Origin of the sequence: Streptomyces sp. NPDC088923 (assembly GCF_044749745.1) — a bacterium.
In the GTDB taxonomy this organism is placed as follows: Bacteria; Actinomycetota; Actinomycetes; order Streptomycetales; family Streptomycetaceae; genus Streptomyces.
The window spans coordinates 175,223-193,208 of record NZ_JBIVIO010000009.1; the positions used below are offsets into that span (position 1 = coordinate 175,223).

The window sequence follows — 17,986 nt, forward strand, 5'->3', positions numbered from 1 at the left end:
CGCGGGGGCGACGTGAGACACCGCACACCCGCGCGCTCCCGTCCGCCCCCCGCCCCCCACCGCGCGCCGCCACCCCCGTACCCCCGCGCGTAGACCCCCTCCCACCTGCGGGATCACCGGCCCGCCAAGCCCCGCCGACGGGCCGCCGCCGCCCCCGGTGAAGCACCGTCTTCGCAGGTCGAACCACCCGCGCCCGGCGGAGTGACCCCGTCCCCAATTCGGACCAGTGCACGACCTCCCCTACACTCGAAGGCGTGCCAGTACGTGGTGACGGACTCCTTAATCACGATCTCCTCCCGGGCGAGAAGGGCCCCCAGGACGCTTGCGGCGTCTTCGGTGTCTGGGCTCCGGGCGAAGAGGTCGCCAAGCTCACCTACTTCGGGCTGTACGCCCTCCAACACCGGGGCCAGGAATCCGCGGGTATCGCGGTCAGCAACGGCTCCCAGATCCTCGTCTTCAAGGACATGGGCCTCGTCTCCCAGGTCTTCGACGAGACCTCCCTCAGCTCGCTCCAGGGCCACATCGCCGTGGGGCACGCGCGCTACTCGACCACCGGTGCCTCCGTGTGGGAGAACGCGCAGCCCACCTTCCGCGCGACCGCGCACGGCTCGATCGCCCTGGGCCACAACGGCAACCTCGTGAACACCGCGCGGCTCGCCGAGCTCGTCGCGGCCCTCCCCAAGGAGAACGGCCGCGCGACCCAGGTCGCCGCGACCAACGACACCGACCTCGTCACCGCGCTCCTCGCCGGGCAGACGGACCAGGACGGCACCCCGCTCACCGTGGAAGAGGCCGCCCCGCGCGTCCTCCCGCACGTCAAGGGCGCCTTCTCGCTCGTCTTCATGGACGAGAACACGCTCTACGCGGCCCGCGACCCGCAGGGCATCCGCCCGCTCGTCCTCGGCCGCCTGGAGCGCGGCTGGGTCGTCGCGAGCGAGTCCGCCGCGCTCGACATCTGCGGCGCGAGCTTCGTCCGCGAGATCGAGCCGGGCGAAATGGTCGCGATCGACGAGAACGGCCTGCGCACGAGCCGCTTCGCCGAGGCCAGGCCCAAGGGCTGCGTCTTCGAGTACGTCTACCTGGCACGCCCCGACACCGACATCGCCGGGCGCAACGTCTACCTCAGCCGCGTCGAGATGGGCCGCCGCCTCGCGCGCGAGGCCCCCGTCGAGGCCGACCTGGTGATAGCGACACCGGAGTCCGGCACGCCCGCCGCGATCGGCTACGCCGAGGAGAGCGGCATCCCCTTCGGCAACGGCCTGGTGAAGAACGCCTACGTGGGCCGCACCTTCATCCAGCCCTCGCAGACCATCCGCCAGCTCGGCATCCGCCTCAAGCTCAACCCGCTCAAGGAAGTCATCCGGGGCAAGCGCCTGATCGTCGTGGACGACTCGATCGTGCGCGGCAACACGCAGCGCGCCCTCGTCCGGATGCTCCGCGAGGCCGGGGCCGCCGAGGTGCACGTGCGGATCTCCTCGCCGCCCGTGAAGTGGCCGTGCTTCTTCGGCATCGACTTCGCGACCCGCGCCGAGCTGATCGCCAACGGGATGACCCCCGACGAGATCGGCGCCTCGCTCGGCGCCGACTCGCTCTCGTACATCTCGACGGACGCGATGATCGAGGCGACGACGATCCCGAAGGACCGGCTCTGCCGCGCCTGCTTCGACGGCGAGTACCCGATGGAGCTGCCGGACCCCGAGCTGCTCGGCAAGCAGCTCCTGGAGACCGAACTGGCCGCCGGGGTCGCCGAGCCCGCCGCCACCGAGGCCCTGCGCCGGCCCTGAGCCGGGCGAGGTGGCGGGGTACGGGTCCGAGAGGCCCGTGTCCCGCCACCGAGGGCGCGGGCCCGCCCACCCCCGTACGCCCGCACCCGCCCGTACCCCGGCGGCCCCGCGCCGCGCGTACGCGTGACCCGTGACCACAGCCCCGCGCGGAGAACCGCCGCCGCCCCGCAGACGAAAGACCTGAACACACATGTCTCCCACCCCCGCCCAGCCCACCGGCGCCTCGTACAAGTCGGCGGGTGTCGACATCGAGGCCGGTGACCTCGCCGTCGAGCTCATGAAGAAGTGGGTCGCCAAGGCCACCCGCCCCGAGGCCGTCGGCGGTCTCGGCGGCTTCGCCGGGCTCTTCGACGCCTCCGCGCTCAAGCGCTTCGAGCGCCCCCTGCTCGCTTCGGCGACCGACGGCGTCGGCACCAAGGTCGACCTCGCCCGGCAGCTCGGCGTCTACGACACCATCGGCCACGACCTCGTCGCGATGGTCATGGACGACATCGTCGTCTGCGGGGCCGAGCCGCTCTTCATGACCGACTACATCTGCGTCGGCAAGGTCCACCCCGAGCGCGTCGCCGCCATCGTCAAGGGCATCGCCGAGGGCTGCGTCCTCGCGGGCTGCGCCCTCGTCGGCGGCGAGACCGCCGAGCACCCGGGGCTGCTCGGCGCGGACGACTTCGACGTCGCCGGTGCCGGTACGGGAGCGGTCGAGGCCGATCGCGTCCTCGGCGCGGACCGCGTCCGCGAGGGCGACGTCCTGATCGCCATGGCCTCCTCGGGCCTGCACTCCAACGGCTACTCGCTCGTCCGGCACGTCCTCCTGGACCGGGGCGGCCTCTCGCTCGACCGCCGCTTCGAGGACTTCGGGCGCACGCTCGGCGAAGAGCTCCTGGAGCCGACGAAGATCTACTCGCTCGACTGCCTCGCCCTGCTCCGTACGAGTGAGGTCCACGCCTTCTCGCACATCACGGGCGGCGGGCTCGCGGCGAACCTCGCCCGCGTCATCCCGGACCACCTGCACGCGCGACTCGACCGCACCACCTGGGCGCCCGCACCCGTCTTCGACCTCGTGGGCCGGACGGGCGACGTGGCCCGCGAGGAGCTGGAGAAGACCCTCAACATGGGCGTCGGCATGATCGCCGCGGTACCCGCCGAGGCCGTCGAACCCGCGCTCGCGACCCTCGCCGACCGGGGCCTGGACGCCTGGGTCGCCGGAGAGGTCCTCGCGCGCGGCGAGCACAGCGAGGGCGCGGCCCTCGTCGGGGAGTACGCGAAGTGACACACGGGCGCGACGGTCGCACGACGGCACACCCGGAGACCCGGGTGCCGTCGCGCGCCGCCGCGCCCACGGTGCTGCTCTCGGTGTTGTTCCACCACCACGACGTACGGGACGACCGTGCCGTTACCGCCGGCTACGAAGCGTCGCCGCTACCGCTCGGGGACAGCAGTAAACCCGGTCCGGGTCGTAGCCCGGACCGGGTACCGCGAGACCGCGAGGTCAAGCGTCGTGGTGGCGGGAGGAGGACGGAGACTGCCCGTCCGCTTCATCCTCGTCGTCGTCGGCGTCGTAACGATCCGCGTACTGCGCGTACGGGTCGTCTTCCTCGTCGTCCTCGAACGGCTTGCCGTTCGGAGGCTGACTCGACGTCGAAGCGCCCAGCTCGTTGGCCAGACGCGAGAGGTCAGTCCCGCCGCTGTTGTACTTCAGCTGGCGGGCGACCTTCGTCTGCTTGGCCTTGGCCCGGCCGCGCCCCATGGCTCGACCCCCTCGGTGACGGGGCTCGACGGCCCCAGAGTCTTGACACGCGTTCATGTATCAGGGACGGCACTCCGTGATGAGAGGCCGTGCCCGTAGTGGTTCCACGGTACCTGCTTCGACGGGCATCCGGTACGCCGCCCGTGACGGCGGGGCCGTCGAGAGGGCGGTACGGGTGACCGTCATCGCTGGTCAACGCCGATTTTAGCCTTATCTGGACGGGCGACCCGCCGTACGGGGTGAGTTCCGTCTCGACGCGAGTACTGGTAGCTCCTCCGGCGTTTGAGGAGCGGGGTCCGGGGCGGAGCCCCGCGAGGTCACCCCGCTGACGAGGGCGCCGGCACCATCGCCGCCCCCACCCGCATCCGCTCCTCCGCGATGCGATCGGCCGCCACCGCCGGCGGCACGCCGTCCGCCTTCGCGGTCGCGAACACTTCCCGCACCGTTTCGAAGATGTTCGCCGTCTTGGCCTTGCACTGCTCGAAGTCGAAGCCGCCGCCCTGCTCCGCCGCCACCTGGATGACACCCCCCGCGTTCACCACGTAGTCGGGGGCGTACAGGATTCCCCGGTCCGCGAGGTCCTTCTCGACGCCTGGGTGGGCGAGCTGGTTGTTCGCGGCTCCGCAGACGAGGCGAGCGGTCAGGGCGGGGACGCTCTCGTCGTTCAGCGCGCCGCCGAGCGCGCACGGCGCGTAGACGTCGAGCCCCTCCGTACGGATCAGCGTCCCCGTGTCCGCGACGACCCGGACCCGCCCCGCGTGCCGCGCGGCCACGTCCCGTACCGCCGCCTCGCGCACGTCCGTCACGACGACCTCGGCCCCGTCCTCGACGAGGTGGTCCACGAGGTAGCGGCCGACCTTGCCGATCCCCGCGATCCCGACCGTCCGCCCGGCCAGCGTGGGCGCGCCCCACAGTTCGGCGGCCCCGGCCCGCATCCCCTGGAAGACGCCGTAGGCGGTGAGTACCGAGGAGTCGCCCGCGCCACCGTTCTCGGGGGAGCGGCCCGTCGTCCACGGGTTGGTGCGGGCGACGACGTCCATGTCGGCGACGTACGTGCCGACGTCGCAGGCGGTCACGTAGCGGCCACCGAGCGAGGCGACCGCGCGGCCGTAGGCGAGGAGGAGGTCCTCCGTCTTGTCGCGCGCGGGGTCGCCGATGATGACGGCCTTGCCGCCGCCCTGCCGCAGCCCCGCCATCGCGTTCTTGTACGACATGCCGCGCGAGAGCCGCAGCGCGTCGGCGAGCGCGTCGGCCTCGTTCGCGTAGGCGTGGAAACGGGTGCCGCCGAGCGCGGGCCCGAGCGCGGTGGAGTGGACGGCGATGATCGCCTTGAGACCGCTCGCGCGGTCCTGCCAGAGCACGACCTGCTCGTGCCCGCCGGCGTCGCCCGAGGTGGTCTCGGGGTGGAAGAGGCCGTGCAGAACGCCGTTGTCCGTATCGGTCACTGTGGTGACTCCTCGATCGTGAAGTCGCTTGCGCCGCCGCGCGTGTGCGGTGGCGAACGTCCCGCCCCGCGAGGGTGGTGGGGACGGTCCGGCATGAGCGTAGGACGTACGGGGCCGCCCCGGGCGGGACGTGGCGGGGATCACCCGGGAGGGTGAGAGGCGTGCGTGGCACGATGGGCGGGACGGTGACGTCGCGCGGGTTTTCCCCGCTCGGGACCGGGGAGGGAGGAAGCGTGCCCAAGGTGTCCTCGCTGAGCGTCCCGTACGCCGCCTACCTCCGTGTCTACGAGCCGCTCGCCGCTTTCCCCGGGGCCGAGCGCGAATACTGGGAGCGGTACGCACAGAGCGCCGAACTCCCTTCGTGCCAGGACGAGTTGCGCCGCTCGCTCGCCGACCTGCTGCCCACTCCGCCGATCCCCGTGCCGGTCCACGAGAGCGGCGACGCCTTCGTCGCCGAGGTGGACGGGGTCGTGTGCGTGTGCCCCTGGCGGACCCGCCTGCGGGGCTGGCAGGCGCTGGGCAACCTGGCGGAGGAGCTGCCGGCCCCGGTGCTGGACGCCGCGCTGCCGGAGGTCGTGCGCAAGCAGGCGATGGCTGATTTTGATCGGTGGCTCACCCGGAATCCGGACGCGCGGCCCTGGATTCGCACGGGCCGCTGGCAGGTCCCGTTGAGCTGGTTCGCGCTCGTCGCCGACGCCGAGCGCGAGTGGCGGCCCGAACCGCCCCGGCTCCGCTACCGCACCCCCATGGTCGAGGCCCGCCGCCGCGTCGCGCGCGGGCTCAAGGCGCTGCGGGACACGGTCGAGGAGGGCGCGCTCGTCGACGGGCTCATCGACGTGGGCAGCTGGCTGGAGGACTTCCACCCGCGCTCGCTCGTCGAACTCGACTACGGCGGGCTCGTCCACGCGCTGACGGCGGAAGGGCTGGACGAGGACCACTCGGCCGCCGACATGGCGGCGGCGCTCGGGGGGCTGCGGGACGACGAGCCGGAGGCGGCAGGGGAGGCGTACGGGCGGCTCGTGGAGCGGTGGCGCGCGGTGCGCGAGCGGCAGTTCGCGAACTGAGGGCCAAAGGGCTCCGGGCCCGCCGGCCTGGGCGCGGGCTCGCGCCGGTTCCCGCTCGGCCGCTGCGTGCCCTTCGCTCCGGCGTACGCCGTGAACCCTTCCGAGTCCATCCGCGTGCAGGGGAGTTGACGGGTTCGTCCGGCTCGGCGCCAGATCGGGGCAAGCGGTGTGATCCGTGACGGATCGCACGTAGGGGTCCCCTTGCGGCCTTCCCCCCTCCTCGTGCCAAAATAGGACAAGGAGCCCTGCGCGGGCTCCTTCCGTTCGCTTGTGGGCGGTTTGTCGTGCCTTGTCCGGGAAAGTACTTTCGTGGGGGGTGTGGTGGTCGGCGATCTTGCTGTGACTGATCGTTACGGAGGAGTAACTGTCCGCTATGGCACGGTCCATCGGCTTCCGTCGCTGATGGCCGTCTGAGAGGGCAATTCCATCGGTTTGGCCGACGCGGCTGGACGGATGGTGTAGTTGTAGTGCCGAGGACAAGCCGTTCGTCCTATAACCGACTCGACCTTCGTCCGCCCATTTCGGGCAACGTGGGTCAAGGTGCAGAATTTAGAGGAATGAACCGAGAAGGTTCGGTTCTCCCGAGGAGGCCGCTCATGACCGCTCGCACCCCTGATGCCGAGGCCCTGCTGACCCCGGCTGAGGTCGCCACGATGTTCCGCGTCGACCCCAAGACGGTCACGCGCTGGGCGAAGGCCGGCAAGCTCACGTCGATCCGCACGCTCGGCGGGCACCGCCGTTACCGCGAGGCCGAGGTTCGCGCCCTGCTGGCGGGTATCCCCCAGCAGCGCAGCGAGTCCTGATCGCGCGGCGAAACGGGCTCTACCGGGCGTTTCGGGTCCCCAAACCCGTTCCGCCCCGCTTCACAGCTTCATATTCGACGTCGGCCGCCTGCCCCAACAGGCGTCCCTGCCGCAAGTCTTGGGTACGTCATTGGCCGCGCTGGACTCCGCCGGGTCCAGCGCGGTTTTTTGTTGCCCGGACGCCCGCACGCCCCGCCTGCCCCGTGCGCCTGCCCCGTACGCCTGCCCCGTGCGCCCGCCTCCGTGCGCGGCCGCCGGTAGTCCCCGCTCCCGTGCGGGTGTGCGGAAGTGTGCGGATCGCGCTCCGGGGCCGGTGGTCCGCGGGGGTTGGCGTGGCAAAGTGTGCGGTCATGCCGGGGGAGTATTCACCTCCCCGTATGACGGTGCAATTGCACATATTAAATTGACCCCATGTAGGCGCGGGTTAAGTCCGACCTGTCCGCAAAGAAATTCCGTGACACCCGTCACACATCGAACTTCTTGTCGCGTCCGCACACTGTGCGTTAGTGGGGTGGGGCCTCCCTCCGCCCGCTGTCCGCCCATGCGACGGCGTGGGAGAACACCTATCAGCTCTCACCCGCTGTGGGGCCTTCTCGCGTCGCGATATCACTCGTTGGGGGGACTTTCGTGCCCGTGCGGCTCCCGGGCGCTCCCAGGGGCGCTCAGCGGCCGTCAGGGCCCGCTTACGGACTACTCGCGCGTAAGGCGACGGGTCAAGGCAAGACTTGGTCAGTCGAGGGCAAGGGGCGGTCAACTACCCGCGTCCGGCTGGGCGCACGCGAAAGGCCCGCCACCGAGGTGACGGGCCTTTCGCGTATCTACTGCGGTCCTGACGGGATTTGAACCCGCGGCCTCCACCTTGACAGGGTGGCGAGCACTCCAAACTGCTCCACAGGACCAGAAGCGGCGCCTTCGCGGTGGTCCACCGCGCTGGGCTGCGAGAAGGACTCTACAGCAGCCCCGGGGTCCTGGTCGAACTCGCTGTCCGTGAGTGCCCGATCACGGCGCCGCCGCGTCGATCGCCTTCACGATCCTCTTGTCCGAGACCGGGTACGCCGTGCCCAGCGCGTGCGCGAAGTAGCTGACCCGCAGCTCCTCGACCATCCACCGGATGTCCCGCGCCTCCCGCGGCACCGGCCGCCCCTTCGGGAACTGCTCCAGCAGCCACAGGTACTCGTCCCGCATCTCGCGGACCTTCTCCATCCGCGTCGTGTCCCGCTGCGCGTTCGCCGGCATCTGCTGCAAACGCCGGTCCACGGCCCGCAGATACCGCAGCAGATCGGAGAGCCGCATCAGGCCCGCCTCCGTCACGAAGCCCGGGTGCACGAGCCCGTCGAGCTGTTCGCGCACATCCGCCAGGTTCGCGAGCAGCGCGGGGGAACGGGTGCTTTTCAGCCGTCTTTCGCACGCCTGCCAGGCGGCGACGACCTGCTGCACGGCGGCCACCGCGTTGACGGTCGTGTCCACGATCCCGGCCCGGACGAACTCGTACAGCTTCCGGTACCCCGCCTCGTCCCACGCCGGGCCGCCCGCGCGCTCGACGAGCCGGTCCGCCGCGGCCGTCGCGCAGTCCGCGAAGAGCGCCTGCATCGAGCCGTGCGGGTTCGCGGAGAGGGCGAGCTTCTGCGGGTTGGTCAGCTTGTCCTGCGCGAACTTCGCCGGATTCACCGGGATGTTGCGCAGGATGAGCCGCCGCGTCCCGCGCCACATCGCCGCGCGCTGCTCCTCCTCGCTGTCGAAGAGCCGCACCCCCACCGTGTCGCCCTCGTCCACGAGCGCCGGGTACGCCTTCACCGGCTGCCCGCCGCGCCGCGTCTCGAAGACCTTGCTCAGCGTCCCGAGGTCCCCCCAGTCCGTGAGCCCCTTCCGCTCGACCGAGGCCTGCCCCGTACGCTCCGCGCTCGCCGCCGCCGCGCGCGAGAGCGCCTGCCGCGCCTTGGGCCGCAAGCGGTCGCGCAGCGCGTCGAGGTCCTTGTCCTCGGCGAGGTTGCGGCGCCGCTCGTCGACGATCCGGAACGTGATCTTGAGATGGTCCGGCACCTTCGCGACGTCGAAGTCCTCCGCCGTCAGCGGCACTCCGACCATCTGCTGAAGGCCCTTCGCGAGCGCCGTCGTCAGTGGCACGCTTCGCGGGCTCGCCTGCGCGAGGAAGCGCTGCGCGAAGTTGGGGGCCGGAACGTAGTTGCGGCGGATCGGCTTCGGCAGCGAGCGGATCAGCTCGGTGACCAGGTCCTCGCGCAGCCCCGGGATCTGCCAGTCGAAGCCCTCGGAGGTCACCTGGTTGAGCACCTGGAGCGGCACGTGCACCGTCACGCCGTCCGCGTCCGCGCCCGGCTCGAACTGGTACGTCACCCGGAAGTCGAGCGGCCCCTGCCGCCACCGGTCCGGGTAGTCGTCCTTCGTGATGCCCCGCGCCGCCTCCGTGAGCAGCATCGAGCGCTCGAAGTCGAGGAGTTCGGGCTCCTCCTGCCGCTTGCGCTTCCACCACGAGTCGAAGTGCGCGCCCGAGACGACGTGCGCGGGCACCCGCTCGTCGTAGAAGTCGTACAGCGCCTCGTCGTCCACGACGATGCCGCGCCTGCGCGCCCGGTGCTCCAGCTCCTCGACCTCGGTGAGCAGCCGCCTGTTGTCCGCGAAGAACTTGTGGTGCGTACGCCAGTCGCCCTCCACCAGCGCGTTGCGGATGAACAGCTCGCGCGAGACCTCCGGGTCGATCCGCCCGTAGTTCACCTTGCGCTGCGCGGCGAGCGTCACGCCGTACAGCGTCACCTTCTCGTACGCCATCACGGCCGCCTGGTCCTTCTCCCAGTGCGGTTCGCTGTACGTGCGTTTCACGAGGTGCGCGCCGAGCCGCTCGGCCCACTCCGGCTCGATCCGCGCGTTGACGCGCGCCCACAGCCGCGAGGTCTCCACCAGTTCGGCGCTCATCACGTACCGCGGCGGCTTCTTGAAGAGCGCCGAGCCGGGGAAGACCGCGAACTTCGCGCCCCGCGCGCCGAGGTACTCGTTGCCGCCGCCCCGGCGCTTCTCCTTCTGCGCCGGGTCCTTCGCCGCGGACTCCTTCACGTCCTTCATACCGATGTGCGAGAGCAGCCCCGCGAGGAGCGAGACGTGCACCTGCTCGGGCGGCGAGTCGTCCGTGTTGATGTTCAGGCCGAGCTGCTGCGCCACGGAGCGCACCTGCGCGTAGATGTCCTGCCACTCCCTGATCCGCAGGTAGTTCAGGAACTCGTTCCTGCACATCCGGCGGAAGGCGGAGGACGAGAGCGCCCGCTGCTGCTCGCGGATGTACGTCCACAGGTTGAGGAAGGCGAGGAAGTCGCTCGACTCGTCCTTGAAGCGCGCGTGGAACTGGTCGGCCTGCGCCTGCTTCTCGCTCGGCCGCTCGCGCGGGTCCTGGAGCGAGAGCGCCGCCGCGACCACCATGACCTCGCGCACGCACCCGTTGCGGTCCGCCTCCAGGACCATCCGCGCGAGGCGCGGGTCCACGGGGAGCTGCGCGAGCCTGCGGCCCGTCTGCGTGAGCCGCTTGCGCTGGTCCTTCTGCTCGGGGTGGAGCGCGCCGAGCTCCTGGAGGAGTTGCACGCCGTCGCGGATGTTGCGGTGGTCCGGCGGGTCGATGAAGGGGAACTTCTCGATCTCGCCGAGCCCGGCCGAGGTCATCTGGAGGATGACGGACGCGAGGTTCGTCCGGAGGATCTCCGCGTCCGTGAACTCGGGGCGCGCCTCGAAGTCCTCCTCCGAGTACAGCCGGACGCAGATGCCGTCCGAGGTGCGCCCGCAGCGGCCCTTGCGCTGGTTCGCGCTCGCCTGCGAGATCGCCTCGATGGGCAGCCGCTGCACCTTGGTGCGGGAGCTGTAGCGCGAGATGCGCGCCGTGCCCGGGTCGATCACGTACTTGATGCCGGGCACCGTGAGGCTCGTCTCGGCGACGTTCGTCGCGAGGACGATACGGCGCGCGCTGTCCCCGGGGGCCCGCTTGAAGACACGGTTCTGCTCCGCGTGCGAGAGCCGCGCGTAGAGCGGCAGGACCTCGGTGAACGGGAACTTCCTCTTCTCCAGCGCGTCCGCCGTGTCCCTGATCTCGCGCTCCCCGGAGAGGAACACGAGGATGTCGCCGCTCGGCTCGCGCCGCAGCTCCTCGACGGCGTCGATGATCGCCGTGGTCTGGTCGCGGTCCGGTTCCTCGCTGTCCTCCGCGAGCAGCGGCCGGTACCGCACCTCGACGGGGTACGTACGGCCCGAGACCTCGACGATCGGGGCGTCGCCGAAGTGCCGCGAGAAGCGCTCCGGGTCGATCGTCGCCGAGGTGATGATCACCTTCAGGTCGGGGCGGCGGGGGAGGAGCTGGGCGAGGTAGCCGAGGAGGAAGTCGATGTTGAGGCTGCGCTCGTGCGCCTCGTCGATGATGATCGTGTCGTACGCGCGCAGCTCGCGGTCCGTCTGGATCTCGGCGAGCAGGATGCCGTCCGTCATCAGCTTGACGTACGTCTGGCGGCTGACCTGGTCGGTGAACCGGACCTTCCAGCCGACCGCCTCGCCGAGCGGAGTGTCCAGCTCGCTCGCGACGCGCTCGGCGACCGTACGGGCCGCGAGCCGGCGCGGCTGCGTGTGGCCGATCATGCCGCGCACGCCGCGCCCCAGCTCCAGGCAGATCTTCGGGATCTGCGTCGTCTTGCCCGAGCCGGTCTCGCCCGCGACGATCACGACCTGGTGCTCGCGGATCGCGTCCGCGATGTCGTCCTTCTTCGCGCTGACCGGGAGCTGCGGCGGGTAGCTGACCTCGGGGACGTGCGCGGCACGTTCGGCCAGGCGCTCCTCGGCCTTCGTGATCTCCGTCTCGATCTCGGCGAGTACGGCGCTGCGGGCCTCCGGCTTGCGCACCCGGCGGGTGCCCTCGAGCCTGCGGCCGAGCCGCTGGGCGTCGCGCGGGGCGAGGAGTGCGAGTCGGGGCGCGAGGTCCGCGCTGGTGGGGGCGGGGGCAGGCGAAGTGGACATACGTACTCCAGGATCGCACCAGTGGCACCGACGCGGCGAGGGGATTTTCCCCGGCCCCGGTCCGCCTGGCGGGCGGCCGTACACGCCAGCGAGCCCCCCGTCCGGGAACGGGGGGCTCGTGCGGCGGTGGCTGGGGCCGGGATCGAACCGGCGACCTATCGCTTTTCAGGCGATCGCTCGTACCAACTGAGCTACCCAGCCACGACCCTCGCGGGTCAGCGGTCCTGACGGGATTTGAACCCGCGGCCTCCACCTTGACAGGGTGGCGAGCACTCCAAACTGCTCCACAGGACCTCGCGTACGTTTCCGTACGGTGAAACGTGCCCCCAACGGGATTCGAACCCGTGCTACCGCCTTGAAAGGGCGGCGTCCTGGGCCACTAGACGATGAGGGCTAATTGGCCCGCCTGGGCGCTTCGCAGCGCGTCGGGGACGTGAGAAGCATATGGGATGGGGGGAGGGTTCGCCAAAACGGTTTCCCGGCGGGAGGGAACCGGGGGCGGACGGGGGCCGGAGCGAGGGTCTGACCAGGGGCGGGATCAGGGGGTCGTGGGGTCGCTGTCCGCCGGGCCCGGGCTCGCGCCCGGCTGGTTCTCCTCCGCGATGTGGCGGCTGACCTCGGCGCTGCTGAGGCCGAGGCCGCCGAGGGTGATCTCGTCCCAGGCCTGGACCCGGTGGGTGTCCTTGTCGAGGTACAGGACCGAGGTCTGGACCGGGTCCGGGTGCTCGCCCTCGACCGCGCGCAGTCCGCTGCCGCCCGTCGAGCCCTCGATCCGCAGCCGGGTGCCGCCCGGCAGGATCTCCTGCTCCCTGTGGTGCAGGTGCCCCGCGAGCGCGAGCGGCACCGCGCCGTCCGTCTCGCGCGCCGCGTTCGGGTCGTGCGCGACCGCGATGTCCACCGGCTCCTGCCGCTGGCGGATCTCGTAGGCGAGCTTGATGCCGGCCGCCCTCTCGGCCGCCTTGCCGCCGCGCTCCGCCGTGCGGTCGGGCGTGTACTGCGGGTCGCCCGTGCCCGCGATGCGCAGCCCGGCGACTGTCACCACGCGCCCCTCGTCGAGCACGCGGACGTTCTTGAAGCGCTTCGTGTCGCCGAGGTACTTCTGCGTCGTCGCCGAGTCGTGGTTGCCGCGCACCCACACGTACGGGGCGCCGAGGTCGGCGACCGGGTCGAGGAAGCCGTTCTCGGCGGCGCTGCCGTGGTCCATCGTGTCGCCCGAGTCGATGATCACGTCGATGTCGTACTGCTTCACGAGCGAGGCCACGATGGTCCAGGCCGCCGGATTGAGGTGGATGTCCGAGACGTGCAGGACGCGGACGGTGGAGGGGTCGGGCTGGTACGCGGGGAGCGTCGACGTCACGTCGTACAGCTTGGTGACGTTGGTGACGAGCCGGGCCAGCTCCTGCGAGTAGACGTCGAACTCCGTGACGATGCTGCGCGCGTCCCCCACGACGGCCGGGGCGCTGCTCAACAGCCCGGAGAAGCGCGGCTCCAGGACCGATTTCGGGTTCCACGTCGCCCACGCGGTGCCGCCCGACGCGGCGAGCAGCGCGAGCGCGAGTCCGCTCGCGAGGAGCGCCGGGCGCGGTCGGCGGTAGACGACGAGGCCGAGCGCGGCGGCCCCGGTCACGACCGCGACGCACGACCGTACGCCCAGCTCGACGGCCCCGTGCCGGACGTCGCGCGCCACCTCGTCCTGGAGCCCGCTCAGCCGCTCGGGGTGCGCGACGAGCGCCTGGGCGCGGACGGGATCGAGCCGGTCGACGTCGACGTCGAGGCGGACGGGGGCGCGGTGGCTGTCGAGCGAGAGCGCGCCGAGCGGCGAGACGTCGACGCGGGTTCCGCCGGTGGTGGAGGGCGTGAGCGCCATGCGGGTGTCCATGGGGCCGACGGGGACCTTGACGGTGCCGACCACGAGGAGGCCGAGCCAGGCGCCGACCAGAGTGACGACGACGAGGGCGAGGGCGCGCAGCCAGCGGCGGGCGGGTGGCGCGGGGGCGAGGGGAGTGGCGAGCGGGGGGAGGGCGCTGGTGCGGGGACCGGTGCGGGCCCGAGCGCGGGGGACGCCGGCGCGGGGCTCGGGGGCGCGGGGCTTGCGGGAGCGCGGGGTCGGAGGTCTGCGGGCGGGCGGTATCCGGTCGGGCGCCATGGGGGTGCTCTGCCCACGGGGGGCGGCCGGGATACGTGGGAGCGGCGGCGGGAAAGGGGGTCTCGCAGGTGGGTGAGTACTCACTCACCCCGGCCCGATAAGCGGACCGCCGTCAGCCGAGGGGCGGGGAATTCAGCGGGAAGGGTGTGTGGGGGGAGGGTTTGAAAGGAGTTATCCACAGATTCGCTGGATTGGTCAGGGGGGCGGTTGCGGATGCGGAAGACTTGTTATTGGGGTCGCCCCCCTGGGAGGGCGGGGGTGTGTCCCCCTCCTCCCGCGCCCGGAACGGAACCCCGCCTCCCCCCGCCCGAACGCAACCGCCTCCCCCCGTCACCCCCACCCCAGCTCATGCAAGCGCTCATCATCAATCCCGAAGTGGTGCGCCACCTCGTGCACCACCGTCACCGCGACCTCCTCCACGACCTCCTCCTCGGAGGCGCAGTACCGCAGCGTCGGCCCCCGGTAGACGGAGATCCGGTCGGGGAGCACACCCGCGTACCACTCGCCGCGCTCGGTCAGCGGCGTGCCCTCGTAGAGGCCGAGCAGCTCGGGATCGTCGGCGGGCGGCTCGTCCTCGACGAAGACGGCGACGTTGTCCATCACCCGGGTCAGCTCGGGCGGGATCGTGTCGAGCGCCTCGGCGACCAGTTCCTCGAAGCGGTCCTCGCTCATCTCCAGCACGCCGCCATTGTGCGGGACGCGCGCCCGCCGTGTCCTGTGCGGCCCCGGGGGAGTTGGGCACGGCGTACCCGCCGTCCCGCGCCACCGGAGGTCCTTCCGTGCGCCACTTCCCCGTCCCCCTGCGGCTCGCCGCCGTGCTCGCCGCGACCCTCGCCGGGACCGGCTGCATGAACGTCGGTGAGGACCCGGCCGGCTCGGCGAGCTCCGGCGCCACCGCGGGCGTCGCCCACGAGTCGCCGGACGGCGGCGGTACGGGCACGCTGCGCGCCGTACCGCAGAGCGGCGCGGTGCCCGGCGCCGCCGAGCCGGACGGCGCGCGGCCGGGAGCCTCCGGCAGCCCCTCCACGACCTCCGCCCACCCCGGCGCCAAGGACCGGACGAGGCCCCACGAGGACCGCCCCGGCCACCACCCGTCGAAGCCCGCCGCCTCCCGCCCCGAGCACCCGGAGCACCCCGACCGCCCCGGCCGCCCCACCCCGCCCACGCGCCCCGCCCCCACCGGCCGCCCGAGCACCCCCGCCGACCCCACCCCCACCAGGACCAGGCCCCCCGCACCCCCCACGTCCGCCCCCACCACCCCCGAGCCGACCGACACGCCCGAAGAACCACCCGCGAGCGACCCCGGCGAGGACGGGGACGCGGCCCGGACCCACCAGCGCGAGCAGCGCGCGCCGGATCAGTCCGCCGCGCGGGAACAAGACGGCGGCACCGCGCGTTCGGACCAGCAGACGCCCGCGTCCTAGGCGATCCTCAGTCCCGTACGACGTGCCCGGCGAGACCCGCCGCGGTCCTTCGCCCCCTACCCGTACGAGCCGAGGACTCAGGCGTTCCGCAAAGCTCATGGCCTTGCCCTCGTACCCCGTTGACCGGCTGGTTTGCCAGTGGGTGAGCGTGGTGCGTATGGTGGCAGATCGTTCATCCGCTGTTCGTTTTTCATCCCTGTGCCCGGCGCCGATCTAAGAGCGCCGCGTGTGGCGCGTACCTTCCTTGCCGTAGCTGGATCGCACTGAGGCGGTCGTCTGCGCGTACACGGAGCTGGGGCACGTGCCGAGACTCCGGAAGGTTTCGCGTTTCACATGTCTGTTTCCACGTCCGATCACTCCGTCGTGCCCGCGTCCGAGCAGGCGCCCGCCGACACCACCCCCGAGCTGACCGCTCCCGCGCAGCCGACCGCCGAGACCATTGACGCGGTGGACGCCGCCGGGACCGACGCCGTCGCCGAGAGCGCGCCGGCCGCCGAGGCGGACGAGGCCCCCGAGGCCCCCGCCGAGAAGGTCCCCGGCTTCGCCGACCTGGGCCTGCCCGAGAACATCGTCCGCAAGCTCGCGCAGAACGGTGTGACCAGCCCGTTCCCGATCCAGGCCGCGACGATCCCCGACGCGCTCGCCGGCAAGGACATCCTCGGCCGCGGCCGCACCGGCTCCGGCAAGACCCTCTCCTTCGGTCTGCCGCTCCTCGCGTCCCTCGCGGGCGGCTTCACCGACAAGAAGAAGCCGCGCGGCATCATCCTCACGCCGACCCGCGAGCTGGCGATGCAGGTCGCCGACGCACTCCAGCCCTACGGCGACGTCCTCGACCTGCGCATGAAGGTCGTCTGCGGCGGTACGTCCATGGGCAACCAGATCTACGCCCTGGAGCGCGGCGTCGACATCCTCGTCGCCACCCCGGGCCGCCTGCGCGACCTCATCAACCGCGGCGCCTGCTCCCTGGAGAAGGTGCGGATCGCGATCCTCGACGAGGCCGACCAGATGGCCGACCTCGGCTTCATGCCCGAGGTCACCGAGCTGCTCGACCAGGTCCCGGCCGGCGGCCAGCGGATGCTCTTCTCCGCGACGCTGGAGAACGAGATCGACGCGCTCGTCAAGCGCTACCTCGTCAACCCGGTCGCCCACGAGGTCGACGCCGCCCAGGGCGCCGTCACCACCATGAGTCACCACATCCTCATCGTGAAGCCGCGCGACAAGGCCCCCGTCACCGCCGCGATCGCCTCCCGCAAGGGCCGCACGATCATCTTCGTCCGCACCCAGCTCGGCGCCGACCGCGTCGCCGAGCAGCTGCGCGACGCGGGCGTGAAGGCCGACGCGCTGCACGGCGGCATGACCCAGGGCGCGCGCACCCGCGTCCTCGCCGACTTCAAGGACGGCTACGTCAACGCCCTCGTCGCCACCGACGTCGCCGCGCGCGGCATCCACGTCGACGGCATCGACCTCGTCCTCAACGTCGACCCGGCGGGCGACCACAAGGACTACCTGCACCGCTCGGGCCGCACCGCCCGCGCCGGTCGGTCCGGCACCGTCGTCTCGCTCTCGCTGCCGCACCAGCGCCGCCAGATCTTCCGCCTCATGGAGGACGCGGGCGTCGACGCCGCGCGCCACCAGATCGGCAGCGCCGTCTTCGACGCCGAGCTGGCCGAGATCACCGGGGCCCGCTCGATGACCGAGGTCCAGGCCGAGTCGGCGGGCCAGTCCGCCAAGCAGGCCGAGCGCGAGGTCGAGGACCTCAGCCGCGAGCTGGAGCGCGCCAAGCGCCGCGCCAGCGAGTACCGCGCCGAGGCCGACCGCCTCGTGGCCCGCGCCGCCCGCGAACGCGGCGAGGAGCCCCCGGCCCCGACCGCCGAAGGCACCGAGTCCGTCGCGGAGCAGACGGCCGCAGGTACGGAGCCGGCCCCCGTGGCCGCCGCCGAGCCCGCGCCCGTCGCCGAGCGCCGCCCGTACGACCGCGACCGCGACGAGCGGCCCTCGTACCGGGGCAACGACCGGCGCGACGACCGCCGCGACCGGGACGACCGTCCCTCCTTCCGCCGCGACAACGACCGTCGTGACGACCGCGGCGGGCGCGGCTTCGAGCGTCGCGAGGACCGGGGCGGCTTCGGCGGCCGTGGCGGCGAGCGCGAGCACCGCTCGTACGACCGTCGTGACGACCGCGGCGGCCGGGGCTTCGAGCGCCGTGACGACCGGGGTGGCCGCGGCTTCGACCGCGACCGCCGCGACGACCGCCGCGACGGCGACCGTCCCGCGTTCCGCCGCGACGACCGCCCCGGTTTCCGCCGGGACAACGACCGTCGTGACGACCGCGGCGGGCGTGGCTTCGAGCGCCGTGACGACCGCGGCGGGCGCGGCTTCGACCGCGAGCGCGGCGGCCAGCGCGACGCGGGCCGCCCGCAGCACCGCGGCGGCGGCGACCGCCCGTACAACCGCGACCACCGCGGCACCGGCGACCGCCCCTACGGCCGTCGTGACGACCGGGGCGCGGGCAGCTCGTTCGCCCCGCGCCGCGACGACAAGCCGCGCTGGAAGCGCAACGGCTGAGTAAGGCCAT

Annotated in this window: 11 protein-coding genes and 4 tRNA genes; 6 read left to right on the forward strand and 9 right to left on the reverse strand. The window is 72.2% G+C overall.

What is annotated here, in order from left to right; genetic code table 11:
• The first annotated feature begins 254 nt into the window (after nt 1–254).
• Both purF and purM read left to right on the forward strand, forming a co-directional pair.
• Nucleotides 255–1,784 carry an amidophosphoribosyltransferase gene (gene purF / locus ACIP4O_RS27320; protein WP_401578436.1) on the forward strand — a complete coding sequence of 510 codons (1,530 nt, stop codon included), beginning with the start codon at nt 255–257 and terminating at the stop codon, nt 1,782–1,784.
• A 190-nt stretch (nt 1,785–1,974) separates the two neighbouring features.
• Nucleotides 1,975–3,054, forward strand: coding sequence for a phosphoribosylformylglycinamidine cyclo-ligase (gene purM / locus ACIP4O_RS27325; protein ID WP_361329581.1), 1,080 nt, complete (start codon nt 1,975–1,977; stop codon nt 3,052–3,054).
• Between the two features lie 219 nt (nt 3,055–3,273).
• Here purM and ACIP4O_RS27330 read toward each other — a convergent pair whose 3' ends face one another.
• Together ACIP4O_RS27330 and ACIP4O_RS27335 are read right to left on the reverse strand one after the other, a co-directional pair.
• On the reverse strand, nt 3,274–3,531 hold the full coding sequence (locus ACIP4O_RS27330) for a DUF3073 domain-containing protein (RefSeq protein ID WP_007824221.1): 258 nt from the start codon (nt 3,529–3,531) through the stop codon (nt 3,274–3,276).
• A 317-nt stretch (nt 3,532–3,848) separates the two neighbouring features.
• Entirely contained in the window at nt 3,849–4,976 is a 1,128-nt protein-coding gene (locus ACIP4O_RS27335) for a Leu/Phe/Val dehydrogenase (RefSeq protein WP_401578439.1), read from the reverse strand.
• Nucleotides 4,977–5,209: 233 nt separating this feature from the next.
• Between ACIP4O_RS27335 and ACIP4O_RS27340 the strand changes: the two genes are divergently transcribed.
• Both ACIP4O_RS27340 and bldC read left to right on the forward strand, forming a co-directional pair.
• On the forward strand, nt 5,210–6,040 hold the full coding sequence (locus ACIP4O_RS27340) for a hypothetical protein (RefSeq protein WP_401578441.1): 831 nt from the start codon (nt 5,210–5,212) through the stop codon (nt 6,038–6,040).
• A gap of 596 nt (nt 6,041–6,636) precedes the next feature.
• Entirely contained in the window at nt 6,637–6,843 is a 207-nt protein-coding gene (bldC, locus tag ACIP4O_RS27345; RefSeq protein ID WP_007824215.1) for a developmental transcriptional regulator BldC, read from the forward strand.
• Nucleotides 6,844–7,667: 824 nt separating this feature from the next.
• On the opposite strand, the gene ACIP4O_RS27350 is transcribed toward bldC, so the two are convergent.
• The 7 genes from ACIP4O_RS27350 to ACIP4O_RS27380 all read right to left on the reverse strand — a co-directional run bounded on the left by ACIP4O_RS27350 (nt 7,668) and on the right by ACIP4O_RS27380 (nt 14,668).
• Nucleotides 7,668–7,742: transfer RNA gene (locus ACIP4O_RS27350), tRNA-Asp, on the reverse strand.
• Nucleotides 7,743–7,842: 100 nt separating this feature from the next.
• Entirely contained in the window at nt 7,843–11,841 is a 3,999-nt protein-coding gene (hrpA, locus tag ACIP4O_RS27355) for an ATP-dependent RNA helicase HrpA (protein ID WP_401578443.1), read from the reverse strand.
• 127 nt (nt 11,842–11,968) lie between these two features.
• Nucleotides 11,969–12,042: transfer RNA gene (locus ACIP4O_RS27360), tRNA-Phe, on the reverse strand.
• 18 nt (nt 12,043–12,060) lie between these two features.
• Nucleotides 12,061–12,135, reverse strand: a tRNA-Asp gene (locus ACIP4O_RS27365).
• A 27-nt stretch (nt 12,136–12,162) separates the two neighbouring features.
• Nucleotides 12,163–12,235, reverse strand: a tRNA-Glu gene (locus ACIP4O_RS27370).
• A 144-nt stretch (nt 12,236–12,379) separates the two neighbouring features.
• Entirely contained in the window at nt 12,380–13,987 is a 1,608-nt protein-coding gene (locus tag ACIP4O_RS27375; RefSeq protein ID WP_401578445.1) for a metallophosphoesterase, read from the reverse strand.
• A 330-nt stretch (nt 13,988–14,317) separates the two neighbouring features.
• The gene (locus ACIP4O_RS27380; protein WP_361329596.1) at nt 14,318–14,668 is read right to left on the reverse strand and encodes a metallopeptidase family protein; all 351 of its coding nucleotides are present in this window, start codon (nt 14,666–14,668) and stop codon (nt 14,318–14,320) included.
• 98 nt (nt 14,669–14,766) lie between these two features.
• Between ACIP4O_RS27380 and ACIP4O_RS27385 the strand changes: the two genes are divergently transcribed.
• Together ACIP4O_RS27385 and ACIP4O_RS27390 are read left to right on the forward strand one after the other, a co-directional pair.
• Entirely contained in the window at nt 14,767–15,411 is a 645-nt protein-coding gene (locus ACIP4O_RS27385; RefSeq protein WP_401578447.1) for a hypothetical protein, read from the forward strand.
• A 333-nt stretch (nt 15,412–15,744) separates the two neighbouring features.
• On the forward strand, nt 15,745–17,976 hold the full coding sequence (locus ACIP4O_RS27390) for a DEAD/DEAH box helicase (RefSeq protein WP_401578449.1): 2,232 nt from the start codon (nt 15,745–15,747) through the stop codon (nt 17,974–17,976).
• Nucleotides 17,977–17,986 lie beyond the last annotated feature (10 nt).